Origin of the sequence: Tomitella gaofuii, assembly GCF_014126825.1 — a bacterium.
In the GTDB taxonomy this organism is placed as follows: domain Bacteria; phylum Actinomycetota; class Actinomycetes; order Mycobacteriales; family Mycobacteriaceae; genus Tomitella; species Tomitella gaofuii.
In genome coordinates this window covers 2,059,002-2,082,657 of sequence record NZ_CP059900.1, presented here as the reverse complement: position 1 = coordinate 2,082,657, position 23,656 = coordinate 2,059,002, and the positions used below count along the sequence as shown (strand labels likewise).

The following is a 23,656-nucleotide window of genomic DNA, read 5'->3' as shown; positions in this document are numbered from 1 at the left end:
CGAGCCCGGATGCGAGCAACGGCCCTCGAAGGAAGGACCCGGACGTCATGGCGGAGGTGAAGCCGGCGTCGGACGCGCTGACCGGTAAGCGGTCGCGCGCGCAGATGCCGGAGACACGACCGGAACTCACCCCTCTCGACGACGAGGAGCGCAGTCGCGTGCTCGAGCAACTGCGACGGCGTGAGGCGGCATGCGACGCGTGCGGCGGCCGCGGCTTCACGGTGGGCGATGCCTTGTACCTGGGGTTCCTTTTCCTCCATGCGGAGCAGGACGAATACATGGTGGGACTGACCTGCGCCAACCCGGGGTGCCCGCGCCCGCGCACCGGAATCCCGCTGCATGCGGGGGAGTTCCTGAGCGAGGCGCACGGCCCGCACGATCGGAGGCGCTGACGACTGTCACCGCCGGTGCCCGCCGCCTGGCCGACCCTCGTCGAGCGTGATGGCGGGTACGGCAACGCCGAAGGTGCGCATCGCGGGTTCCAGCTCATGCAACGCACGCCGCAGCGACGCGAACCGTCGCTGACCGTCCTGCCCGAGCCGCCCGGCGCGACTGTAGTGCTCAAGTCTCTCGAGCCGGCCGAAGATCAGCGTGCCCCACCGGATGGAGAACGCGTAGACGGCACCTTCGTCTCCGGAGTCGCCCTCGGACTGCTGCTTGCCGCGGCTCTTTCCGCCGGCGCGCGCGTCCGCCATCTCCCGTAGGCCGTCGACCGCGGTCTCGAGCATGCCGAGGTCGACGTCGACGCCGGGGGCCGCCGCGACGGCGGCATCGGTCTCCGGCACACCGGCGTCGGGTGCGTGCCCTGGCGGAACCCGCCCGGACCGTGCGTCAGAGTTGCGGTTTGGCGATCGAGACGACACCGGACACCCCCTCGAGCGTCAGATAGATCCGGTCCGGGCCCACGGCGAGGCCGCTGAGCGGGGCGGTGCGGGCGGCGCCGTCGAGAGACTGGCGGAAGTCGATGGTGCGCACATGCGGAATGGCTCCGTCCCGCGGAAAGCCTTCGAACGAGTTGGCCTCCAGCACCACCAGCGCCGTCTCCGTAGCCGCGTATACGCGCGTGTTGTCGGTGCCGATGTACCGGCCGGGCGCGCCCAGCTCGGCATGCCCCACTTCTTCGAGCCCCGTGAGCGTCCGTTTCGTATCCAGCGCCAGCAGGCGCTCCGTGTCGCGCTCGGCCACGTAGACGCGGCTGGACTTCGTCCGGTCGCCGGCGATGGCCTGCGCCGCGACGGGCACGGTGCCGGATTCTTCGGCGGGCATCGTGTGACTCTTGTAGTGGCTGACCCCGCCGCGGCCGGTCACGTGGAAGTCGATGGTGCGGCCTCGTCCAGCGCCTGAGAGGCCCCCGCCCGGGCCGGCATCGACCGGCTGTACACCCTCGAGCTTGCGCAGGTGAAGGTCGATGACGGCCACGCTCGACCCGTCCGCCGGCATGGCCAGTAGGATTCCGGCGCCCGCCTCGACTGCCAGCGTGTCGGGAGCCGGGCCGCCCGGCAGCGAGCCCACCGGCCGGAGTCCGCCGATGCGCAGTTCCGCGATGCGGCCCTGCGCCGGCATGGCGATGAACACGGTGCTGTCGTCGAGCGGGTTGATCGCGAGGTTCTCGCCTGCGGTCTTGCCGCCGGCAGCGACCTCGTCGGCCTCGCCCAGCGGCTCGGACAGCATCGTGTCGCCCGGGTGGTCGCCGGTGACTGCTACCGAGGCGACACGTCCGTCGGGGGTCACGCCCAGAAGCCTGCCGACGTGACTCGACCAGATCGGCTCGCGAAGCGGCGTCGAGGTGCGCAGCATCGTCACTGAACCGGACGCCGACGTCGACTGCCCCGAGCCGGAGCACCCGCCGAGCACAGCGGTCACCGTGATGACCAGTACCGCGGCAGCTGCAGCGAGCGCAGGGCGTCGGCGCAGTGAACCAGGTCGTGTCACGAGCACCGTCCTCACCGGGGATCCTCCGCCCCGACGCATTCCTTGCGGCACCGGCCGGGCCGAGCCCTCTGTCGGCGCATTACCCCACGCCGACCGGTTCAATCACGACCGCAGCGGCCGGACCGTGCGCCGCACGGCGGACAGTGCGTGTCCGCGCCGATCGGTTTGCACCCCCGCGCGCCGGGGAACCTCCGCGGTGCACGAGTGGAAACCGGCAGGGCGGAGGGAAGCGGGCGTGATGCGGCCATCCATGGCGTCGTCGCGCCTTGCGAACCTGTTTCGCCGGTCGACGTCGATCGTTGCCGCAACGCCGTCGGGGGAGGCTCGGCGATCGGACCGCCCGGATGGCGGCACACAGCTGGTGCTGCTGTGCGTGGTGCCGCCGACCATCGAGGAATCGGCGGTACAGGCGTTCGGCTTCACCTCGGCCGTCGGCCTCGCCCCGGCAGCGAGCGCCACACCGGTGCTGGGCGTGTTCCACGATTTGCGATGGCTGTTCGTGTATCACGACTCCTGGTGGACGTTCGCGTTCGAGGCACTCGCCGTGGTGCTGCTGCGCTCCGCGTTCGTCGTGGCGGTGGCCCGGGTGATGTGGCCGGACGGCACCGAGCGGACCCCGCTGCGTGACACGTTCCGGCATACGGTCACCTTCACCGTGGCCACGATGGCCGTGCTGACCCCGTGGGTGATCGTCGCGATGGCCGCCTCGGCGATGTCGCTGTCGTGGTTCGCCCTCGGAGAGGTCGTTCCCGTCCTGTTCCTCATACTGGTTCTCAGCCGCGGTGGCATCGTGCGGCAATGGTGGCGGGGACTTCCCACCCCGGGGGCACTGCTCTGGTCGTTCCTCGGCTTCCTCGTGATGACCGCGGGTGCGCTGGCGATCGCCTCGGTTCCCGGCCCGTGGACCATCCCCGTCGCCGGAAGCGCGGGTGCGATGAACGCGTGGCTGTGGAAAGGACTGGTGCGCAGCGTCGTCTCCGCCCCGGTGCGGTGGCGGTGGTTCCCGTCCGTGCCGGCCGCATTCCTGACGGGCGCAGTGGCGCTGCTGTACCTGACGCATGCCGCAAGTGCCGGCAATGGCGGCATTCAACTCGGCGGGGGACAGCAGCAGGCCATCGCGCGCGTCCAGGCCGATGTGCCGGACAAGACGATCATGTTCGTCGCCGGATACGGCTCCGCCTACCGGCCGCCGGGCACGGCGGAGCCCACGCCACCGGGGCCGGTGCGGTTCTCATACCGGGGCGTGGCGCAGGACGGGGAACCCCTGGGATACCAGCGAATCGCGACGCATCAGTCGGTGGCGACAGCCGCCGCGCTACTCCACATCCAAGTGCAGGACACCGCCCGCCGCACGGGCAAGCCCGTCGCGCTCGTCGCGCAGAGCGAAGGCACGGTCATCGCGCACACCTATCTGGCCCTCTATCCGCACCGGCACGTGTCCGACGTGGTCCTGCTGAGCCCGTTGGTGCGGCCCGGCCGCGTGTACTTTCCCCCTGCCGGCGCCCACGCCGGGTGGGGGATCGCCGCGGGGTGGGCGCTGCGCGGGATGCTCACCGTGGCGCGCTGGGCGGGAAACGACATCATCAGCCACGCCGACGAGCCGTTCGTGCGGTCGATCGTCGACCACGGGCCGTTTTTCCGGAACACGATGCTGTGCCCGGCGCCCGGCGTCCGCTCGATCATCTTCATGCCCAACGTGGCGGGGGCAGTGGTCCCGCCGGATACCGCGTCCCACATCCCCATCTCTGTTCTGCCCGGACTGCACGCCACGCTGCTCGGGGAGAAAGGCGTCGATACCCGGATCGCGACGTTTCTGCGCGGCGGGGACGTGGGCTCGCCGCCGGACACGGCGTTCCGCGTGATGCAGCGCGCTGCGGCCGCATGGGAGTCGCCCGCCCTCGCCCTCGCGGTCAATGATGCATGGCCGAACGGCGACGATCTTCCTGACGCATCATTCGCCCACGACGGCGACATCTGCTCGGTCCCCCTTGACCGCTACACACTGCCCGGACGATGAGCATCTGACCGATCAGAGCGAAGCCGCTCCGATGCCGCGCCGATCCAGCCTCAGCTTCGGCAGGTTCAGCCCATCGGCACAGTGGTTTTGAGCCAGCCGTCCTCGCGCAGGTCAAAAGCGCGGTACGCCTCGATCGCATCCGCCGGCTGTGTCCGACGCGTGATGAACGCCGTAGGATCGATCGTTCCCCGCGTCACCATCTCCAGCAAGTGGGGCACGTGACGACTGTGGTTGCAGTTGCCGCCCTGCACGGTGAGGTTCCGCTGCTGGATCACGCCCACCGGGCAACGGTCGAAGCCCTGCGGATAGACGCCTGCGATGCCGATGCTGCCTGCCTTCGCCGTCATCTTCGCCGCCCACCGCAGGGCTAGGCTCGGGGCGTCCCCCGGCTGCCACTGACCGCCGTCGGGCGACGCGTCGGGTGCGGACACGGCCTGCTCTGCGTCGAAGGTCTCCGGCGACGCCGGCAGCGCGTCTGCCGCCGGGCCCGACCGGGGACGGAACGCATCGACGCCGACCGCGTCGATGACCCGGTCGACACCGATACCCAGCGTCAGCTGATGGACCGCGGTGACGGGGTCCTCCTGCGTGAAATCTACGATCTCAGCGTTCTGAGACTGCGCTACGTCGAGCCGCGACCGCACCGAGTCCACGGCGATCACGCGGCGCGCGCCTTGACGCTTTGCGGAGGCGATCGCGCATTGGCCGACGATGCCCGCACCGAGCACAGCCACAGTGTCGCCGGCCGACACCTGTGCGATGCGCGCACCGAACCACCCGGTGGGAAGCACGTCGGACACCATCAGCGCGGCATCGTCGCCAAGCGCGTCGGGCACTCGCACCATCGTCGATGAAGCCCAGGGGATCCGCGCGTACTCGGCTTGCAGGCCGTTGACCGGGCCTGTCGGTTCGGGCCCACCGAAGAAGCACGTCCCTGCTCCGGGTCCGTGGGGGTTCGCATTGTCGCATTGGGCCGTATGGCCGGCGCGGCAGTACGAGCAGCTGCCGCAGGAGACGGTGGAGCAGATCACCACACGGTCCCCGCGCCGGAAACCGCGTACTGCCGAGCCGAGCTCTTCTACGGTGCCCACCGCCTCATGACCGAGTACCGTCCCTTCGCGCATGCCCGGCAGCGAACCGCGGACGGCGTGCAGGTCGGTGCCGCAGATCGCCGTCCGGGTGATCTTCACTATCGCGTCCGTAGGCTCTTCGATGGCCGGCTCGGCGACGTCGTCGAGCCGGATGTCGCCCGGGGCGTGCCACACAATGGCCTTCATGAGGCTCCCTCCTCTCCTGTGCCCGGATGCGACCGGGCCCTCGGCTTCACGGGACGACGTGCCGTCGTCGTCACTGGATGTTCACTGGATGCACTGCTGCGCACGCGCGTAGGCGAACTGCAGGAAGTCAGCACATCCGAGCGCTGTGAACGTGCCAGCCACCAAGCGCGTGACACTCGGCGCGCAGACGAGGCCGATGACGAATCCGGTGACCACCCACATGTCCAGGCAGAACGGGCAGGTGATGAGCTCGCCGAGGCTGTGCCGGACACCCGAGGATTTCCGTGGCGACTCGTTGACCTCCGCGGGGGCGCCCGGCTCCTCAAACCGGGCCACCGGTGCACGCAGCGGACTCGTCACCGCGTCCTTGGAAAGCAGGCGTGCGAGTTTGTGGCCGCCGATCGCGACGGTGGCCAGATCCTGCACCGTCCAACGTTCCGGCAGGCTGCGTCCAGACAGCGTCACGCTGATCGCAGCGGTGGCGACCAACAACCCATAGACGGCCATCACCGTCAGGTACCCGCCCAGCGGCCTCTCCGCATCGCCCCTGTATTCGTCGGCGTGCCTGCGCGCGGCATCAACGGCCTCGGTGACTGCCATGGTCGGACCTCCAGATCCGTCGATTCCGGACAGTGCTGCGATCAGCTCGGGATCGGTGCCGGTGGTGTGCGCGCCGCCCGGCGACGCGCACGCCGGCGCACGGTGAGCAGGAACCCGATGAGCAGCGCGAGACCTGCGACGGGCGGGCCGAGGTTTCGCAACGTCGGCTCCTCGAGGGTGGCAGCCGCGGACCGTACGGTCTGCACGGCGCGTGCACGCGCGGCGTCGGCTGCGTGCTCGGCCTGCGCGCGCACATCCAGCTTTCCGGCGAGCTCGTCGACCGTGGAACCCAGTTCCTCACGCGTTCTATGGATGTCCGCCACGATCTCGTCTCGCAGATCCGGCGCAGCAGCGTCCGAATCCCTGGGTGATGCGCTGTGTTCCGACGCGCTCATGTGTTCCGGTGTCCTTTCACGATAGCGATGTCTTCCTGCACGTTGTCGATGGTCTCCTCCGGCAACGGCGGCCGCGCACGACGCACCTCGACGGCCAGACCACCCGCCGCGACGAGCGCCGCCAGAACGAGTGCGGCTCCCACGATCAGCGCCGACAGCCACGTCGGCAGCACCAGGGCGATCGCGGCGATGACCGTCGCGGTCAGTGCCATCGCCCCCAACAGACCCAGTACCGCCGCGATGCCGCCCATGCCCGCTGCCAGCCCCAGGCGCTTGCCCTTCGTGCGGGACTCGGCCAGTGCCAGCTGAACCTCATCACGGACCAGGCGCGTGATCTGGTGCGACATTTCGCCAAGCACCTCTGATGTGGGCCGGTTCGGATCGCGGGCCGACACGCCCCCGGACGCGGCGTCGCCGTCCCCGGATGCGGCGTCGCCGTCCCCGGATGCGTCGGCGCGGGCCTGCTCGGCGAGGCTGCTCGCATTCTGTTTGTTCCGGAGCTCCTCCTCGGTGGCAGCGCCCTGCGCGCTCGGGTTCGCGTGCTGCAGATGCGCTCCCCGGTCCCCGGACCGCTCCATCGCGTGCCTCCTGCTGTGTGATCGGCGTTCGGTAGTGGTGCGGATACCCGCCGATTCGCCCGGCTAATCGCATCCGCGCCGAGGTAGGGGAGCGCGTCGCCTCCCGCCGGGAGTCCAGCTCTGTCTCGCAGGCTCACCGCACGCTGTACTTCTCGATATCCGCCCACCGGACCTCCACGCCCAAACCCGGGCGGGACCTGTCCGGCCGCAGCTCGCCGGGCGGCTGCGGAGTGAGCGCGCCGTCGAATGCCATGGCTTCGATCCGGATGTGGTCGTGGAAGTACTCGAGATGACGCAAATGCCACACCGCGGTACCCACATGTGCGCTGACCTGGGGCGCGCAATGCAGCGACAGGTCCATGCACCGGGCGTCGCACAGCGCGGCCGCGCGCAATGTACCGCTGATCCCCAACGCGCGCGTCACGTCGGCCTGCAGACAGTCCACCGCACCCGCGTCGAGCATGTGCTGGAAGTAGGGGAGGTGGTAGCCGTACTCGCCTGCCGCGATCTCCATCCCTGCGGGGGCGCGATCGCGTACCAAGCGCAGGCCGTCAAGGTCGTCCGAGCTGACAGGCTCCTCAAGCCAACGCACGTCGTGTTCCGCGAACCGGCCGGCCCACAGCAGCGCCTCCTTACGCTGGTATGCGCCGTTGGCATCGACGAACAGCTGCACATCCGGGCCTACAGCCTGGCGCGCAACCGTGAGGCGGTGTGCGTCGCGGTCGGGATCGCGCCCCACCTTCATCTTCACCCGGCCGATGCCGTCCTGCGCCCACCCTGAGAGCTGCGCCGTAAGCTGCGCGTCATCGTAGGAGGTGAAACCGCCGCTGCCGTAGACCGGAGTCGCCTGGTGCACGGCGCCCAGGACCACCGTGAGCGACTGCCCCAGAAGCCGCGCGTACAGGTCCCACAGGGCGATGTCGACGGCCGAGATGGCCTCAGCCGCAAGCCCGGGTTTGCCGAGGTTGCGCACCGCGTGCTGCATCTGCATCCACGAGCGCTGCGGCATCATCGCGTCGGCGCCCTCGATGATGCCGGAGAGTTTACCCACGATCACCGCGGCGGCAGCCGGGCCCGCATAGGTGTAACCGATGCCGGTGTGCGGGCCGCAGCGTGCGCTGACGATGACGACGGTGGTCGAGTCCCACGCAAGCGTGCCGTCGGATTCGGGCGCATCGGTCGGGATGGTGAAGGCCGACGCCTCGAGGCTCTCCACGGCGTACTCAGGAGAAGCCGCGGCTGCCGCAACGGGGTCATCATCGGCGGAATGCGTCGTATTCATACGTCCGGCTACCCGTAGAGCGGCCGGTCTAACGGCACCGGCCCGGCTCCGTCGTCACGTGAGCACGGTTTCAACTGCGGCGCAACGGGTATATGAATCCACGATGCTCCATCGCAGAGCCCGGAGGTGAGCGTGATGACGTCGGCACCCCGTTCCAAGGCACGCCCGCGACCGGTCGCTCGGTTCCGGCATGGCGGTCCCAGCTTGCGCTCCCGCCTGGTCAATGATGCGACGCGGCTGACAGTCAAGCAGATCATGCGCGGATGGGCGATCAACCCGGCTCTCGGATGGCCGACGGGGTTGGTCGACAAGGCCGCCAGGTTGCTGCCATCGCCCTCCCATACCGACGCCCAGCCCGTGCGCTTGCCGCATTGCGGCGCCGAATGGTTGCGCACGACGGAACGGCAGGATTGTCGCAAGCGTGCCGTGCTGTACCTGCACGGTGGCGGATTCGTCATGTGCGGTCTCAACACCCACCGTGCCATGGCCTCCGAGCTGGCCGACAGGTCGGACGCAGCCGTGCTCAATGTCGATTACCGCATGTTGCCGGACAGTGCCGTTACGAGCGCGGTCGAAGACACCGTGGACGGCTATCGCTGGTTGCTCGACGCCGGATATCAGGCTGGTGAGATCGCGGTGGTGGGCGACTCGGCCGGCGGTTACCTCGCCTTCACCTCGGTCCTTTCACTCGCAAAAGCGGGCCTTCCCACCCCTGCCGCGATCGCCACTGTGTCGCCGCTCACCGACGCATCGCCCACGCTGCACCGGCCGGACGGCGACGGCTGCCCCATGCTTCCGCGCTCGGCACTGCGGGCGATGGTGCGCTACCTGCGTCACTGCCACCGGCGCATCGCCGTGGATGGCAAACGCGTCGACCTGGTGTCGCCTCTGCGTGAGGACCTCAGCGCACTACCGCCGGTGAGCATCCACGTGGGCGGGCGCGACCTGTTACGCACCGATGGCGAAGTGATGGCCGATCTCATCGGCCAGGCGGGCCGGCCCTGCGAACTGCACGTGTGGGACGGCCAGATGCACGACTTTCCGGCAACCACCACACTCACCCCGGAGGGGGAACGCGCGCTCAGTGAGATCTCCTGGTTCATCACCCGGCATACTGGGCCGGGCCCGTCTGGCCCTCGAAATCCGACGCCGGTTCGGGCCGCATGAACACGCGGTGTCAGGCCCGGGCCACGGTCAGCGTGCCGTTGCAGGCTTGCCGGACTCCTCGCGGAGGATCGGCAGCGCGAGGTTCATCGAGTGGATGCCCACCGTGGTGCACAGCTTGAGGACCTCGAAGATCTCCTCCTGGGTCACGCCCATGTCGAGCGCGGTCCGGATGTGCCGACGCACGCCAGGGGCGAACATGTGGGTGCAGGACGCGTCCACCGCGATGCACAGCAGCTGCACGGTTTCCGGCGACAGGACCCCGCCCTCGTACGGCTCGCTGACGGCGGACATGTAGTCCTCCGCCCACGACGGGTCAAGTTCATCCATTCCGTCCCACAACGGGTTCCAGCCGCCCGTGCGCCGCAATCGCCCCACGGTGGGCTCCTGCTGCTGCGACCAGTCGCCCACCCGATCCGCGCTCACGACGCGACGGCCTGTCGTGCGGCCGCGAGCTCGCGCTTGAGGATCTTGCCGGTGGCCGTCATGGGCAGGGTGGTGACGAACTCGATCGACCGCGGGTACTTGTACGCGGCGAGCCGCTCCTTGCACCACGCGGACAGCTCGTCGGCGTCGACCTGGCCGCCCCGCTCCATGATGACGAACGCGGCGATCTCCTCGCCGTGCCGGTCATGCGGGACCCCGATGACCGCCGCGAGAGACACAGCGGGATGCATCAGCAGAAGCTCCTCGATCTCCCGCGGATATACGTTGTACCCGCCGCGCACGATGAGATCCTTGGCGCGGTCGACGATGAAGTAGTAGCCATCCTCGTCGCGACGCGCCAGGTCCCCGGTCCGGAACCAGCCGTCGCGCAGCACCTCCGCCGTCGCCTCAGGACGGTGCAGGTAGCCCTTCATCACGTTGTGCCCGCGTATCGCCAGCTCGCCGACCCTGCCGTCGGCCACGTCGTTCCAGTCCGCGTCGACCAGGCGCGCCTCGATGCCCCACACCGGTACACCGATCGACCCCGGCCTGGGACCCCGCTGCGGATCCACGAACAGCGCAAGAGGGGAGCTCTCCGACAGCCCGTACCCCTCCAGGATGGGGATGCCGAAGCGGCCCGCGAAGTCCGACAGGATCTCCTCCGGCAGCGCGGCACCTCCGGAGATGGCCACCCGTAGGTTGTCCGCGATGCGCGCGACATCGACCGAATCGTCGAGGGCGCCCAGCAGGCTCCAGTACATCGTCGGCACTCCGGCAAACACCGAAATCTCCTCGGCCAGCATGAGATCCAGCGCTGCCCGCGCCTCGAACCGCGGCAACAACACCAGCGTCGCGCCCGTGGCGAGCCCGGCGTTCATCATCACCGTCTGACCGAACGAGTGGAACAGCGGCAAGGTGAGCAGATAGGTGTCGTGGCGTATCGAGTTGCTGTCGAACAGTCGGTTGGCAGTGAGCGCGTTGAGCGTCATGTTGGCGTGCGTCAGCTCAGCACCTTTGGGCCGGCCGGTGGTGCCGGAGGTGTAGAGGATCACCGCGGTGTCCTCGGGCGAGCGCACGACAGTCGGGAAGGTGCGCGGCATGTCCTTCAGCGGCGCCCACGCGCCAGTATCCGCACCGGCAGCGCCCGCATCGTCCCCGGCGCCGATCATGCTGGTGAAGGTCAGCAGCTCCCTGCACCCGGGGGAATCGTCGAACCCCGCACGGCCGTAATCGCCCGTCGGCAGTCCCTCGTCCCCCTCGAAGCACAGGTAGACCAGGGCGCCGGAGTCTTTCAGGTGGTAGGCGATCTCCTGGGGCTTGAGCATGATGTTCAGCGGGACCACCACGGCCCCCGTCTTGAGGATCCCGTGGTACATCGCGACGAACTCGGGGATGTTGGGGCAGGAGAGCGCCACGCGTGCTCCGGGCGTCACCCCGCGCGCGGCCAGCAGGTTCGCGATCGCGTTGGACCACTCGTCCACCTGACGGTAGGACAGCCGCCGTCCTGCGCATACCAGGGCGGTCCGTTCGGGGTAGCGCCTGGCCGAATCCTCCAGGACTACACTGAGATTCAACATCGATTCACTTCCGTTCCGTCGTGTACGAGGCAGGGGCAGCCAAAGGATCGGACAAGGCCGCGGAGGCGGGACCGATCATCGCGATGCCGCGGAGGTCGTCGCGTGCCGCTCAACAGTGGACTCGATCAGCTCGGCGAGCAGTTCCTCGGCACGGGGCCAGGGGCCGAAGCCCGACGCCGGGTTCAAGTGCCCGACTGCGCCGAGATCGACGAGCCGGCTGCCCCATACCTCGGCCATCCCGGTCACGCGCCTGTAGCGTGCCAGCGGGTCGTCGGTGCTGATCCCCAGCAGGCTCGGGAACGGCAGCACGCGCCGCGGGATCGGCAGCCATCCGCCCTCGTCGACCTCGTCGTACGTCGGATGCGGCGCGGGCAGCGGCTCTTCCATGTCGGCCGGCGTCATCAGCAGCGCGCCCTGTATCTCGCGGGTGGGATTCTGCGCCCAGTGCACCGTGGTCAGCACGCCGGCGCTGTGCGCCACCAGGACCACCGGCCCCTCCACCTCGTCGAGGACGGCGTCGAGTGCGGCGACACGGGCCGCGCGGCTCAGCGGCGCCGTGTCGAGCGGCTGGACGGTGCGGACCGTCCGGCCGAGGCTTGCGGCGAGATGGGTCTGCCAATGGTCGTCGACGTGCCCGCGCAGGCCCGGGACGATGACGACGGCAGGGTCGTGCGACGTGTTCACAGGGAGCTCCGTTCATGGTTCGCCACGGTCTTCTCGACGGTGGCCGCGAGGCGGCGCAGTCCTGCGGGATGCAGCCGCCGGCCGATGATGAGCGCGATGATCGCGGGGATGTAGACGAGGGGCGCCAGGCTCAACGCCTGGACCAGGCCCAGGTGGTCGGCGAGGATTCCGACGACGAACGGGCCGAGCGCGAGGCCGAGCAGGTTGTTCGCCACCGTCAGGCTGCCCATCGCCGAGGCACGGATGCTCTCGTGCGTCAGGTTGGCGACCATGGCGGCGGTGGGGCCGGAGGACCCGGCGGAGAAGAACGCGCCGATGCACAGCAGAAGTATCTGGATAAGCCCGGTGCCCAACGAGAATCCGACGCCCAGGCACACCAGCGAGATGGCGCAGTACGCGACTGCGGTGTACCACTTGCGCATCACGTCCAGTCGGCCCAGCCGGTCGGTGATGATGCCGCACACGACCATTCCGGAGCCGATGAGCAGGACGATGCCCGAGGCCGCCAGTGCCGCGTCGTCGAGTTCCATGTCGTAGAACCGGGTGAAGAAGCTCGGCGTCCACGCCAGCAGCACCGCCGCGGTGAACATCTGCAGCCCGCCGCCGACGTACGCGCAGAGCACGGCAGGATTGGTGAACAGGCTCGAGATCGGTGGCCGCAGACGTGCGGATCCGGCGCCGCTGTCGGCGGTGTCCTCACGCACCGCGTGCTCTTCGAGCCTCGACTCGTTGACGATGAGGCGGAAGGCGACGACGAGGATCAGCCCGAGGACGGCCATGGCGACGAACGCCCAGCGCCAGCCGAACTGGACGGCGATGACGCCGCCGAGCGCGACGCCGACCACCGAGCCGAACGACCCGCCGGCCATGAACGTGCCGCTGAGCGTGGCGTGGAGCTTGGAGCGGAAGATGCCCAGGACCAGTGCGATCCCGACACTGCCGTAGGCTGCCTCGCCGACGCCGACGAGGAAGCGGGCGCCCAGCATCTGCTCGTAGTTCTGCGCGATCGCGCAGAACACCGTAGCGATGCTCCACAAGGTCGCCATGACGACCAGACTGCGCACCCGGCCGAACCGGTCGGCGATCAGCGACAGTGGGAGCGTCAGGATGCCCACCGACAGTGCGACGATGCTCGTCAGCGAGGCCAGGTGCGAGTCGGACAACGACCACTCGGACTTCAGCAGCGGGAACACCGCGCTGAGCACCTGACGGGACATGTAGTCGGACAGCAGCAGCCCGAACGCGATCGCGAAGACGAGCCACGGATAGATCCGTCGTCTCTTCGACTTCATCGGCGTCTTCGGCTGTGGTCGGTGGCTGTCGGTCGGATTGCCGGGGGAGTCGACCCGAACATCGGGCAGATCGAGGGAGTCGGCTTGCAGTGCCATGACATGCTCCTGGAATCAAGCGTAGAGCTGCGCGGGGAGCTGGAGGTGCGCGTGCGGAAGATGGGGGGGGAGGTCCGCAGGGTCCGTGCGGGGTTCTGCGGGAGCCGGGACAGGGGGAGTGAGCGCGGAGAGACGTGCAGAAGGAGGGGCCCTGGCGGGCCGCGATGCAGGGGTGTGGCGCCGCGGCCGGCCAGGAAAGCGGGTCAGGCGTGCTGGGTGAAGCCGACCTGGCCGGGGCGGCGGTTGGGCGCGTAGCCGAGCTTGGCCAGCGTCTCGTCCGCATCCACGTAGGTTTCGCCGATCCGGTAGATATCGCGGGCCTCCTTGCCAGTGGCGACCTCGCGGCCGAGCTCGCCGGCGATACGCACGAGCTGCTGGATCTGTTGGACCGAGGTCATCTTCTCGCCCTTGCGACCCCAGATCGTGTCCTCGTTGCCGCACCGGCTGTGCAGCCCCATCGCGATGGCCATGGCGTTGACGGGAAGCACGCTGCGCATCAGCGTCTCGAGGGTCAGGATGGCGCCGTCGGGAACCCGGTTGATGAAGTTCATGATGTTGTACGGGTTCGGACCGTCGAATCCGCCACCGATGCCCACCCAGGTCACATTGAGCGGACCGGTGTAGACGCCGCGGCGGATCAGCCGCTCGACGGTCTCGAGCTGGGGGATGCTCGAGAGCTGGAAGTGCGGCTGGATGCCGGCGGCCTGCAGGCGGCGCAGGTGCTCCTCGACCCACTCGGGACCGGCGGGAACCGTCATCTCGCGGTAAGCGTCCGACAGCTCGGGGCGCTCCATCGAGGTGCCCGCGATGTCGTCGGCGGTCATCAGTTCCATGATGTTCATCTGGCTGGTATTGATGGCGATGGTGACCTGATCCGGCTTCGGGTCGAGCTCGGCGAGCATGTGCCGGGTGTCGTCGGAGAGCCACTTGGCGTCGGCTCCCTCACCCTCCGGGGCGAACGAAATGGACCCGCCCACCTGCAGGATCATGTCCGGCACAGCTTCGCGCAGACCCGCCAGCAGCTCGTTGAACTTCGACAGCCGCTTGGAGCCCTTGCCATCGAGTTCGCGCACGTGGATGTGCAGGACGGTCGCGCCCGCCTCGTAGCAGTCCACCGCCTGCTGCACGTGCTCCTCGATCGTCAGCGGCAGGTCCTCACGAAAATCGTTGAGTTCCCACTCCGGGCCGTAGGGGGCGCTGGTGATGACCAGCTTGTCCTGGCACTCCGGGAAGAGGGCGTCGTCGTGGAAATGCATGGTGATACTCCGTTCTGGATGGGTTTCGGTTGTCTTCGCCTGGAGAAGAAGGGTCAGAAAGGACGATCGCCAGCGATGCCCGCGCGCTCCATCTGCCGGACCGCCGGCCAGTAGTCCTGCACCGCGTAGTGCTGGGTGGACCGGTTGTCCCAGATGGCGATGCTGTCGGGCGTCCAACGCCAGCGCACCTGGTATTCGGGGATCGATGCCTGGCTCTGCAGATAGCGGAGCAGCTCGCCGGCGCCGGGCGCGTAGTCGATGCCATAGCGGACGTTCGCGTCGGTGTGGAAGTTGGTCAGGTGCGTCGTGAAGCTGTTGACGAACAGCACCTGCTCGCCGGTCTCGGGGTGCGTGCGCACCACGGGGTGCTCCGGGTCGGGGTAACGCTCCTTGAGCGCGAGCCGCTGCTCGAGCGGCATTCGCGCACCGAACGTGGCCTCGATGCTGTGCCGTGCCCGCAGCCCGGCGATGCGCTCCTTGACCTCTTCGGGCAGACGCTCGTAGGCCAGCGCCATGTTCACCCAGATGGTGTCGCCGCCGACGGGCGGCGCGGAGACGCAGCGCAGGACGGATCCCATCGGGGGGTTCTGCCGCCAGGTCGCATCGCAGTGGAACGCGTTCTCGAAGCGTTCGATCGGCGTGTCGGCGTCCTTGTAGATGCGGACCAGCCCCGGGTGGTCCGGGTCGGACCCCAGGACGGGATGGTCCTCCAGGGGGCCGAAACGCTCGGCGAGCGTCACGTGGTCCGCACGGGCCAGGTCCTGGTCACGGAAGAACAGCACCTTGTGTTCGAGCAGCAGAGCGCGCAGCCGGGTGAACAGGGCGTCGTCGTGCGCCGCGTCACCGAGATCGATGCCGCTCACCTCGGCGCCGAGCGCGCAAGACAGTTTCTCCACGGTCAACGGTGTGCGGCCCCGTGCTCCGGCCTGTGCCGTGTCCGCGTGCGGGACCGACGGTACAGGACTGGTGAGTGTGGCCATGGCTTTGCTCCTTTTCGTAATGTCGGAACGATCGATGGATCCCGCGCTGTGCGCGCGCCGGTTGTTCTTCGCGCGGGTGGATGGCGCGATCGGCGTCAGGGGAGGAGGACGGAAGACCCGATGCTGCGACCGGTTTCGAGCTCCTTGTGCGCGAGCACGGCCTCCTCGAGCGCGTAGCGCTGATTGACATTGACGTCGATGTCGCCGGCGGCGACATGCGAGAAAAGCTCGCCGGCGAGTGCGGCGCGTTCGGCCGGATCTGCGATGTAGTCCGCCAGGGCCGGACGCGTGACGAAAAGCGACCCCTTGACCGCCAACTGCATGGCGTCGATCGGGGGGATGGGCCCGGAGGCCGTGCCGAAGCACACCAGCAGTCCGCGCCGCAACAGCGCGTCGAGCGAGTTGTGGAACGTGGCCTTCCCGATGCTGTCGAACACCACCGGCACGCCCTGCCCGTCGGTCAATGCGCGGACCCTTGCGGCGACGTCGTCGACCTGCGTGTGCACGATCACCTCGGCGCATCCGTTGGCGCGGGCCACCGCGGCCTTTTCCTCGGTCGACACGGTGCCGATGACGTTGATGCCGAGCTTCGCCGCCCACTGGGTGAAGATGAGGCCGACCCCGCCGGCCGCCGCCGTGAGGAGCACCGTGTCGCCCGCCTCGAGCGGGTGGATCCGTCGCAGCAGGTAGGAGGCCGTGAGCCCGCGCATCGTCATCGCGGCCGCCGTCTCACAACTGATCGCATCGGGGATGGCGATCAGGTGCGAGGCCGGCATGACCCGGGAGGTGCTGTAGGCGCCGAGGGGGCTGCCGGTGTAGGTGACGCGGTCGCCCTCGCTGAAGCCCTCGACGCCCGGACCGACCGCCTCGATGACGCCGGAGGCCTCGACTCCCATGCCGTTGGGCAGGGGGACCGGGTAGACGCCGGTGCGAAAGTAGGTGTCCGCGAAGTTGAGGCCCACCGCCTCGTGACGGATGCGGACCTCACCCGTCCCGGGCTCACCCACCTCGACCGATTCCCACTGCAGGACCTCGGGTCCGCCGGTCTCGTAGAATCGAATGGCCTTCGCCATAGTGTCCTCCTTGAAAAGGTGCGATCGTGTCGCCGAGACCGCGTTGCGTACGCCACGGAGACTCGCCGTTCACACCTTCGGGCCTGGTCGTTTGAGAGTTCAAGTGACCCGTGACCTGCCCGGTCGTTGATGTGATGTTCATGACACTATGCGCGAATCGACAGTGACTCTTATCTTGCTGGGATATACTTCTATGCGAATCGGGACACCAATCCCTCGTCGCTGCGCATGCGACGCAGCGACGAGGGGGAGGCCCCGGAACAGGTGAGAGGAGGCGCCGGGCCGGATGAAGCCGCTCGCGCGGTATGCGTCGCTCAACAAGTTCGTGGACCTGTGCCGGTCACTGGCGACCGACCCGGTTCCGTTGATCCGCGCCGCAGGACTCGATGTCGCGAGCCTGAGCCAGCAGGACCGCTGGGTGCCGGCGGAGTCCGTCGCGCAGCTGCTGGAACACGCCGCCGCGGCGACCCGCAAAGCCGACTTCGGGCTGCGTCTGGCGGCCTTGCGCACATTGTCCAACCTGGGGCCGCTGAGCCTGGCGATGCGGGAAGAACCTGACGTCCGTCGCGCGCTGCAGATGCTCATCCGCTATGAGCGCATGTACAACGAGGCCCTCCATACACGGATGGTCGAGTCGAACGGCATCGCCACGATCCGCATCCGCATCGACGTAGGAGGGACCGCGGAGGCGGCCTGCCCGCAGTCGGTCGACCTCGCCGTCGGCGTGGTCCACGGTGTGCTCGCCGAGTTCGCCGGACCTGGTTGGCGTCCCGTCAGCGTGTCCTTCACGCATCCGGAGCCGGCGGACATCAGCACATACATCTCGACCTTCCGCACCGTCGTCAAGTTCGGCCAGGAGTTCAACGGCGTCGTGCTCTATTCGAGCGAACTGGACGCGGCGAACCCGCAGTCGGACCCGCTGATGCGCCCGTACGCGCACCGGTTCCTCGACGACGCGGCCTCGAACCACGAGACGTCGCCGACCGGACGCGTCCGCGATCTGATCGAGATGCTGTTGCCGACGGGGCGCTGCTCGACGGACCAGGTGGCGCGCAGCCTCGGGGTGGACAGACGCACGGTGCACCGGTGGCTGGCCGCCGAGGGCAGCACATTCTCGTCCGTGCTCGACGACGTACGGGCGGACCTCGCCGCACACCTCGTGACGAACCCGCGCAACTCGATGACCGACGTCTCGGCGATGCTGGGATTCTCGGCGTCGAGCAACTTCTCGAGGTGGTTCAAGACCCGGTTCGGAGTGTCTCCGCGGCAGTGGCGGAGCCTGCGCGCCATGGAGGACTGGTTGCGATAATCGACGTCGAACTCCGAAAGCGGCAGGAAGCAGCATGCGCTTGACACGATCTGAACTTTCCGGGGCTCGGCGACGCAATTTCCTACGCGACGCGGTTCAGCGCATTCAATCCATCCCTTACGCGTGGCCCGGAGCCCCGACGGCCGACGACGTCCGCCGGCGAGGGGTGGGAACATGCGCCGGGAAGCACGCACTGCTGCGCGAGGTGCTCACACGGGAAGGATTCAGAGTCAGCCGAATCATGGTCGTCGGGCCGCTGGCGCCATCAGTGTGGCCGGACCTCCTGGCGTCCGGCCGCGAGTTGCTGGAAGTGCACGAGTGCTTGACTGTGGAAACCGACTGGTCCGGGCCGCTGCTGGTCGATGTGACGTGGCACCCGCCGGCGATCCGGGCCGGGCTTCGAGGAACCCTCGACTGGTCTGGAGACTCCGACATGCTGTGCGCCGTCGAACCTCACAGCTTCCACGCAGTGAAGGACGACGAGTTCCGATCTCAGAAGGAGCTCCTGCGATCGAGGATCTACTCGGACGACGACAGACGGAATCGCGATCGACTGCTCACCTTGATCGCAGCCCGCGCAAGTACGCTGCGCTGATGCCACCCGCGGTCCGGGAGCGACGAGCAGCAACGCGCACAGCTGGCAGGGCGGGGGCCGGGGGGCCCAATACAGCAATTTTCGTCACTGTGACGCTTTGAAGGCAGGACGCCGAGGCGCTTCGGCGCTGGCCGACGAGTGGCGAGTGGACAGTCAGGGATATCGCACCCGCCACGCGCCGAATCAGCGGACTGTGGCGACACGGATGAGATCAGCTTTTTGCGTTAGGCACCCGCCGCATCAGCGCATCGGTCCGACGGAGGACGCGCCGACGTCAGCTCGTGCGGAACCTGCGTCGACGACGCGAGCCGGAACACACGTCGCATAGGCGATGGGATTGGCGCCGCACGGGCGCCACGAATAGCCGTGCGGCGGATCCAGTCACCTCTATCCGCCCAGGTCACCATAACGCCGATAATCTACATTATGTCATTTTGCGTCAGCTACCGTCTCTGCGCACGCAACCGCACCAGCGCTGCGGCACGCCAGACCGCCTTGCTACAGTCGTCGCACCGGCTCCCTGTCCTGGCGACGAGAGGCACCACTTGTCCTCCTTCCTCATCTTCATCGCGATCGTCCTGATCATCGCAGCGGGCGTCATCGCATACCTGGGATTCCGCGCCAAACGCCAGGCCGAGGCCGCAAACCGGCCCCCGGCGCAGCGCACCGACCCGTTGGGTTCGGCGACGTCGCCCACCTCGACCTTCGGCCCGCGTTCCCTCGGCCCCGGCGCCATCGTCTCCTACTTCGGCGTGGACTACGTCGTCCGTGGCACGCTCACGCTGCGCGAGGGCCCCTTCGTCTGGTGGGAGCACCTGCTGGCCAGCGAGGGCGAGCCGAAGTGGCTCAGCGTCGAAGAGGACGACGGCACACTGGAATTGGCCCTGTGGCACAAGCGCCCCGGCCCGTCGTCCGCCCCCCAGGGCTCGGTCCAGATCGAGGGCATCGATTACACCGAGGACGAACGCGGCCGCGCCTCCTACACCACCGAGGGCAACACCGGCCTGCCCTCCGGCGGCGAGATGGACTACGTCGACTTCGTCTCCGCCGACGGCAACAGCCTCGTGGGCTTCGAGCGCTGGGCTCCCGGCCAGGTCTGGGAGGTCTCCGTCGGCAGAGCGCTGCTGCCCGGCGAACTCACCGTGTACCCGGCGCCGCCGGCGGGATCCTGAGCATAGCCGGTGACTTTCCACGTACTCACCGTTCCGGCCACCGATGTGGACGCGGGCGAGCTCAACCTGATCCTGGGCCGCCCCGCTCCTCCGGCTCTCGCCGAGCTCACGCTGTCCCACCCCCGTGGGGGCACACTGACCCTCGGCGTACTCGGCGCCTCGCACGTCGTCACGATCGACTCGGATGCACAGCGCTTCACCGAACAGATCTCCTGCAACACCACCCCGCAACGCACTCCTCTCCCCCGCAGCTTCGAAGACCGGGGCTATCGACTCGAGGCGCGGACGCGGGAGCTGAGCAGCGCGGCCATCGCGCGCCTGGCCGGCCTGCTGCAGGCCCGGTCGGAGACCGACGATCGCTGGATCACCGGCCGCTTCCCCGGTGACGACTCCGCGCTGACCAGCCTCTCGGCGCTTCCGGAGCCTGACGGTTGGAGCTGGCGCACCTGGCACCTCTACCCCGGCCCCCGCCGCGGAACCGTGGTCCGCACCGAAAGCCGGTGGACGCCATGAGCCCCCGGCGTCACTACCTCATCGCGGGCCTGCTCGCTTTCGGCGGTGTCGTGTGCCTGCTGCTGGCCGTCGCCGTCGCCAAGAACATCGAATCGCACATCGACGAGACCTACCAGCGGGCGCAGATCGCCGCGGGCGGCAAGAACTACCGCTGCACCGGCGACCCCGCCAGGGTGGCGGACGACCTCGCCGCATACAAGGCCCCGCAGGCACGCCAGGCGGACCGCGGCACCGAGTACCTGCGATACGACGACGACATCGTCACCGTCGGCCCCCTCGGCGGGGAGCCGTGCGTGGTCCACGTCGAGGGACTCAACTCCGGCTATCGCGGCGGCGCGTTCATCTTCCTCGGCCCCGGCTTCTACCCCGGCGCGCCGTCCGGCGGCGCCGGGGGCAGCGGCGGCGGCCCGGGGGGAACCAAATGACCCGGACAACCCTGTCGCACCGCACATCGCCGCACCGGACTGACACGACCAACGCCACGACCACTGCGAGGAGCACCTCATGAATCTGGCCGTCGAATTCGGAACGCTCCACAGCAGCAGCCTCGGGCAGAACGCCGTGGCGATCGTGCTGTACTTCGCCGTCGGCGTCGCGATAATGGGACTCGGCTTCGTCCTGGTCGACGTGCTGACCCCCGGCAACCTGCGCAAGCAGGTATTCCAGGAGCACCGGCCCAATGCCGTCGCGGTCGCCGTAGGCATGCACCTCGCGCTCGCCATCGTCGTCGCCTCGAGCATCTTCGCCAGTTCACTGGGACTCGCCCAGGGACTCGTCGACACCATCGTCTACGGCGTGATCGGCGTCCTGCTGCAGGTGGCCACACTGATCGTGTTGGAGGTCGCCGCCCCGGGCCGCGCCCGCGACCTCATCAAGTCCCCCACCCTGCACCCGTCGGCCATCGCCGTCGCGGTGACCCTGTTCGCGGTGGGCATCGTGAACGCCGCCGCCATCTCGTGACACAGCACCATCTCGTGACACAGCGCCATCGCATGCTGCGGGATCAGCGCATGAATCGCACCGGCACCGCGTGAGCACGACCACCGATTCGGCCGCCGGCGACACCCCCGCACCCGGGCGCCCCGTCGACGACGGGGACGACGGCGGCGCGCCGCCGTTCGTGCTCCGGCGCCGGTGGCGGGCGCTGCTGCTCGCCTCCGTCGCGGCGTGCGCGGCCTGCGGACTGATCTACGAGCTCGCCCTGCTCACGCTGTCGACCAGCCTCGCCGGCGGCGGCATCGTCGCCACCTCGCTGATCGTCGCCGGGTACGTTGCCGCACTCGGTGCCGGGGCACTGCTGGTCAAGCCGCTCCTGCACCGTGCAGCCATCACCTTCGTCACGGTGGAGACCGTGCTGGCGCTGGTCGGCGGGCTCTCCGCGACGGCGTTGTACCTGACCTTCGCCTACTACGGCTCGTCGGTGTGGGTGCTGGTGCTGGCGACCGCGCTCATCGGGTCGCTCGTCGGCGCCGAGGTGCCGCTGCTCATGACGCTGCTCCAGCAGGGGCGCACGGCCGAGGCCACCGACTCCGGCCGGATCCTCGCCAACCTCAACGCGGCGGACTACCTCGGGGCGCTGCTCGGCGGCCTCGCCTGGCCGTTCATCCTGCTGCCGGCGCTCGGCATGATCCGCGGCGCCGCCGTCACCGGCATGGTCAACCTCGTCGCGGCGGCGATACTGGCGCTGTTCCTGCTGCGGCACCTGCTGTCGCGGCGCGCGCTCATGTTGTCGTTGCTGCTGCTCGCCGCGGCCGCCGCCGCACTCGTCACGCTGCTGGTGGGCTCCCGCCACATCGAGACCACCGCACGCCAGGCCCTCTACGCCGATCCGATCATCGCCTACGAGCGCTCCGACTACCAGGAGATCGTGGTGACGCAGCGGGGTAACGACACCCGCCTCTACCTGGACGGCGGGCTGCAATTCTCCACGCGCGACGAGTACCGCTACACCGAGAGCCTGGTGTACCCGGCGCTGCAGGCCGACACACGCTCCGTGCTGATCCTCGGCGGCGGCGACGGGCTGGCTGCGCGCGAACTGTTGCGCGTGCCCACGGTGGAGCACATCGTGCAGGTGGAGCTGGACCCCGAGGTGCTGGAGCTCGCCCGCACCACCCTCAGCGGCATCAATGACGATTCCCTCGACGACCCCCGGGTGCACGTGATCGTCGACGACGCGATGTCATGGCTGCGCCAGGATCATCCGGAGATCCCCGACGGCGGTTTCGATGCGGTGCTCATCGACCTGCCCGACCCCGACACGCCGCAGTTGGGACGGCTCTACTCGACGGAGTTCTACGGCCTCGCCGCCCGCGTGCTGGCCCCGGACGGCCGCATGGTGGTGCAATCGGGAAGCCCGTACTTCACCACCGACGCCTACTGGCGCACGGTCTCCTCCGTGCGTGCGGCCGGGCTCGCGGTCACCCCGTTCCACGTCTACGTCCCCACCTTCGGCGGCTGGGGCTTCACACTCGCCGCCCACGGCGACGCTCCCCCCGCCGCGACGCTGCCCCCGCGGCTCCCGGAACTCCGGTTCCTCGACCAGCAGGTGCTCGACGCCGCGGTGGTCTTCCCCGACGACATGGGACCGCGCAACCTCGAGCCGTCGACGCTGGCCCATCCCCGCGTGGTCGAGGACATGCGCCACGGCTACCGCTGACCGTGACACGGGCCGCGCTCATCCGGGCACGGACGCGGCGACCCGGATAGGCTGAAGCCGTGACCGACAATCGGCCGCCGCTGATCGACAGGTCCGCCGCCCGCCCGGCGGACTCGGGCCCCGCGATGCCGTACACACAGGGCACCCACGACGCCCTCGTCGCCGCCCAGGCGGTGTCCCGCCCGTCCGCGCAACAAGCGGGCCCGGAATCCGATCGCCATGCCTCCGTCACCGCGGCGCACCTGATGCTCGCCATCCTCGCGGAGACCGGTTCCACAGCCACCCGGGCCTTCACCGACCAAGGGCTCCGACTCGGCCGTGCACGCATGCGCGTGGCCGCACTCACGCTGCCGCCCCCGGACCGCGTCGAGCGCGCGGACGGGCCCCTGACCGCCATCGACGTGGTCCTCGCCGAGGCCCGCTCCGACGCGGCGCGCCGCCGGCATCGCGCTGTGGGCACCGGCCACCTGCTCATCGCGCTCACCGCGCCGCACGCGCTCGCCGACGAGCTCACCGGCCTCGGACTGGACGTGTCCGCGGCGGTCCGGTTCGTGTGCGCGACGTACGCCGCCACGCCCCCTCGGCCGCGCGACACCGGCCGCGAGTTCGCCTGAGCCGCCGATCATCTCCTCGCAACGGCATCCTCCTTTGCGGCACGCCGGCGACTCGCGGCCGCGGCGGCGCGCGGTTTCCGGCCGGATTTGCTGCTCGCCGCGACGGACGCAGGCCGGATCACTAGGGTTGACGGTGACCTGCCGTCCACGGAACTTCGGATCCGCTTG

At 69.0% G+C, this 23,656-nt stretch carries 25 protein-coding genes; 11 read left to right on the top strand and 14 right to left on the bottom strand.

The genetic code is table 11. The features are described from left to right. Positions 1-47 precede the first annotated feature (47 nt). Entirely contained in the window at positions 48-392 is a 345-nt protein-coding gene (locus H4F70_RS09745) for a hypothetical protein (protein ID WP_235681446.1), read from the top strand. 6 nt (positions 393-398) lie between these two features. Here the strand turns inward: H4F70_RS09745 and H4F70_RS09740 are convergent, their stop codons facing one another. Both H4F70_RS09740 and H4F70_RS09735 read right to left on the bottom strand, forming a co-directional pair. After that, complete coding sequence (locus tag H4F70_RS09740; RefSeq protein ID WP_182347427.1) at positions 399-785, bottom strand: hypothetical protein; 387 nt, start codon at positions 783-785, stop codon at positions 399-401. Between the two features lie 46 nt (positions 786-831). Continuing rightward, positions 832-1,863, bottom strand: coding sequence for a YncE family protein (locus H4F70_RS09735; protein WP_182359978.1), 1,032 nt, complete (start codon positions 1,861-1,863; stop codon positions 832-834). 304 nt (positions 1,864-2,167) lie between these two features. On the opposite strand from H4F70_RS09735, the gene H4F70_RS09730 reads away from it, so the two are divergent. Then, on the top strand, positions 2,168-3,949 hold the full coding sequence (locus H4F70_RS09730) for an alpha/beta fold hydrolase domain-containing protein (RefSeq protein WP_182359977.1): 1,782 nt from the start codon (positions 2,168-2,170) through the stop codon (positions 3,947-3,949). Between the two features lie 65 nt (positions 3,950-4,014). Here the strand turns inward: H4F70_RS09730 and H4F70_RS09725 are convergent, their stop codons facing one another. The 5 genes from H4F70_RS09725 to H4F70_RS09705 all read right to left on the bottom strand — a co-directional run bounded on the left by H4F70_RS09725 (position 4,015) and on the right by H4F70_RS09705 (position 8,081). Beyond that, positions 4,015-5,226 carry an alcohol dehydrogenase catalytic domain-containing protein gene (locus tag H4F70_RS09725; protein WP_182359976.1) on the bottom strand — a complete coding sequence of 404 codons (1,212 nt, stop codon included), beginning with the start codon at positions 5,224-5,226 and terminating at the stop codon, positions 4,015-4,017. Between the two features lie 81 nt (positions 5,227-5,307). Then, positions 5,308-5,826 (bottom strand): DUF1360 domain-containing protein, encoded by a 519-nt coding sequence (locus H4F70_RS09720; protein ID WP_182359975.1) that lies wholly within the window; start codon positions 5,824-5,826, stop codon positions 5,308-5,310. A 41-nt stretch (positions 5,827-5,867) separates the two neighbouring features. Then, on the bottom strand, positions 5,868-6,221 hold the full coding sequence (locus tag H4F70_RS09715; protein WP_182359974.1) for a DUF3618 domain-containing protein: 354 nt from the start codon (positions 6,219-6,221) through the stop codon (positions 5,868-5,870). Then, positions 6,218-6,799, bottom strand: coding sequence for a phage holin family protein (locus H4F70_RS20195; protein ID WP_220471792.1), 582 nt, complete (start codon positions 6,797-6,799; stop codon positions 6,218-6,220). Before H4F70_RS20195 ends, H4F70_RS09715 begins: the two co-directional genes overlap by 4 nt. 133 nt (positions 6,800-6,932) lie before the next feature. Further along, positions 6,933-8,081: an enolase C-terminal domain-like protein gene (locus H4F70_RS09705; RefSeq protein ID WP_182359973.1), complete on the bottom strand. Its 1,149-nt coding sequence runs from the start codon at positions 8,079-8,081 to the stop codon at positions 6,933-6,935. A 135-nt stretch (positions 8,082-8,216) separates the two neighbouring features. On the opposite strand from H4F70_RS09705, the gene H4F70_RS09700 reads away from it, so the two are divergent. After that, positions 8,217-9,248 (top strand): alpha/beta hydrolase, encoded by a 1,032-nt coding sequence (locus H4F70_RS09700; protein ID WP_235681528.1) that lies wholly within the window; start codon positions 8,217-8,219, stop codon positions 9,246-9,248. Positions 9,249-9,275: 27 nt separating this feature from the next. Here H4F70_RS09700 and H4F70_RS09695 read toward each other — a convergent pair whose 3' ends face one another. The 7 genes from H4F70_RS09695 to H4F70_RS09665 all read right to left on the bottom strand — a co-directional run bounded on the left by H4F70_RS09695 (position 9,276) and on the right by H4F70_RS09665 (position 16,629). Continuing rightward, a complete protein-coding gene (locus H4F70_RS09695) occupies positions 9,276-9,656 on the bottom strand; it encodes a carboxymuconolactone decarboxylase family protein (RefSeq protein WP_372497626.1) in 381 nt (126 codons plus the stop codon). 11 nt (positions 9,657-9,667) lie between these two features. Beyond that, positions 9,668-11,248, bottom strand: a complete 1,581-nt coding sequence (locus H4F70_RS09690) for a long-chain-fatty-acid--CoA ligase (RefSeq protein ID WP_182359971.1) — start codon at positions 11,246-11,248, stop codon at positions 9,668-9,670. A 75-nt stretch (positions 11,249-11,323) separates the two neighbouring features. After that, positions 11,324-11,932 carry an RBBP9/YdeN family alpha/beta hydrolase gene (locus H4F70_RS09685; RefSeq protein ID WP_182359970.1) on the bottom strand — a complete coding sequence of 203 codons (609 nt, stop codon included), beginning with the start codon at positions 11,930-11,932 and terminating at the stop codon, positions 11,324-11,326. Next, positions 11,929-13,320 carry an MFS transporter gene (locus tag H4F70_RS09680; protein ID WP_372497625.1) on the bottom strand — a complete coding sequence of 464 codons (1,392 nt, stop codon included), beginning with the start codon at positions 13,318-13,320 and terminating at the stop codon, positions 11,929-11,931. Before H4F70_RS09680 ends, H4F70_RS09685 begins: the two co-directional genes overlap by 4 nt. Positions 13,321-13,523: 203 nt before the next feature. Further along, entirely contained in the window at positions 13,524-14,576 is a 1,053-nt protein-coding gene (locus tag H4F70_RS09675; RefSeq protein WP_182359969.1) for a beta-keto acid cleavage family enzyme, read from the bottom strand. A gap of 53 nt (positions 14,577-14,629) precedes the next feature. Continuing rightward, complete coding sequence (locus tag H4F70_RS09670; RefSeq protein WP_182359968.1) at positions 14,630-15,556, bottom strand: TauD/TfdA dioxygenase family protein; 927 nt, start codon at positions 15,554-15,556, stop codon at positions 14,630-14,632. A 95-nt stretch (positions 15,557-15,651) separates the two neighbouring features. Beyond that, complete coding sequence (locus tag H4F70_RS09665) at positions 15,652-16,629, bottom strand: quinone oxidoreductase family protein (protein WP_182359967.1); 978 nt, start codon at positions 16,627-16,629, stop codon at positions 15,652-15,654. A gap of 286 nt (positions 16,630-16,915) precedes the next feature. Here H4F70_RS09665 and H4F70_RS09660 point away from each other — a divergent pair, with 286 nt between their 5' ends. From H4F70_RS09660 to H4F70_RS09625, 8 genes are all read left to right on the top strand, one after another. Beyond that, on the top strand, positions 16,916-17,938 hold the full coding sequence (locus tag H4F70_RS09660) for an AraC family transcriptional regulator (protein ID WP_182359966.1): 1,023 nt from the start codon (positions 16,916-16,918) through the stop codon (positions 17,936-17,938). 322 nt (positions 17,939-18,260) lie between these two features. After that, on the top strand, positions 18,261-18,533 hold the full coding sequence (locus H4F70_RS09655) for a hypothetical protein (protein WP_182359965.1): 273 nt from the start codon (positions 18,261-18,263) through the stop codon (positions 18,531-18,533). A 545-nt stretch (positions 18,534-19,078) separates the two neighbouring features. Beyond that, on the top strand, positions 19,079-19,705 hold the full coding sequence (locus tag H4F70_RS09650; protein ID WP_182347419.1) for a DUF4178 domain-containing protein: 627 nt from the start codon (positions 19,079-19,081) through the stop codon (positions 19,703-19,705). Positions 19,706-19,714: 9 nt separating this feature from the next. After that, a complete protein-coding gene (locus tag H4F70_RS09645; protein WP_182359964.1) occupies positions 19,715-20,218 on the top strand; it encodes a DUF2617 family protein in 504 nt (167 codons plus the stop codon). Further along, a complete protein-coding gene (locus H4F70_RS09640; protein ID WP_182359963.1) occupies positions 20,215-20,643 on the top strand; it encodes a DUF4247 domain-containing protein in 429 nt (142 codons plus the stop codon). The genes H4F70_RS09645 and H4F70_RS09640 overlap by 4 nt, the downstream gene beginning before the upstream one ends. 79 nt (positions 20,644-20,722) lie before the next feature. Beyond that, positions 20,723-21,178, top strand: a complete 456-nt coding sequence (locus tag H4F70_RS09635; RefSeq protein WP_182359962.1) for a DUF350 domain-containing protein — start codon at positions 20,723-20,725, stop codon at positions 21,176-21,178. 160 nt (positions 21,179-21,338) lie between these two features. Continuing rightward, positions 21,339-22,874 carry a polyamine aminopropyltransferase gene (locus tag H4F70_RS09630; RefSeq protein WP_182360306.1) on the top strand — a complete coding sequence of 512 codons (1,536 nt, stop codon included), beginning with the start codon at positions 21,339-21,341 and terminating at the stop codon, positions 22,872-22,874. 59 nt (positions 22,875-22,933) lie between these two features. Beyond that, a complete protein-coding gene (locus H4F70_RS09625; RefSeq protein ID WP_182359961.1) occupies positions 22,934-23,488 on the top strand; it encodes a Clp protease N-terminal domain-containing protein in 555 nt (184 codons plus the stop codon). Positions 23,489-23,656 lie beyond the last annotated feature (168 nt).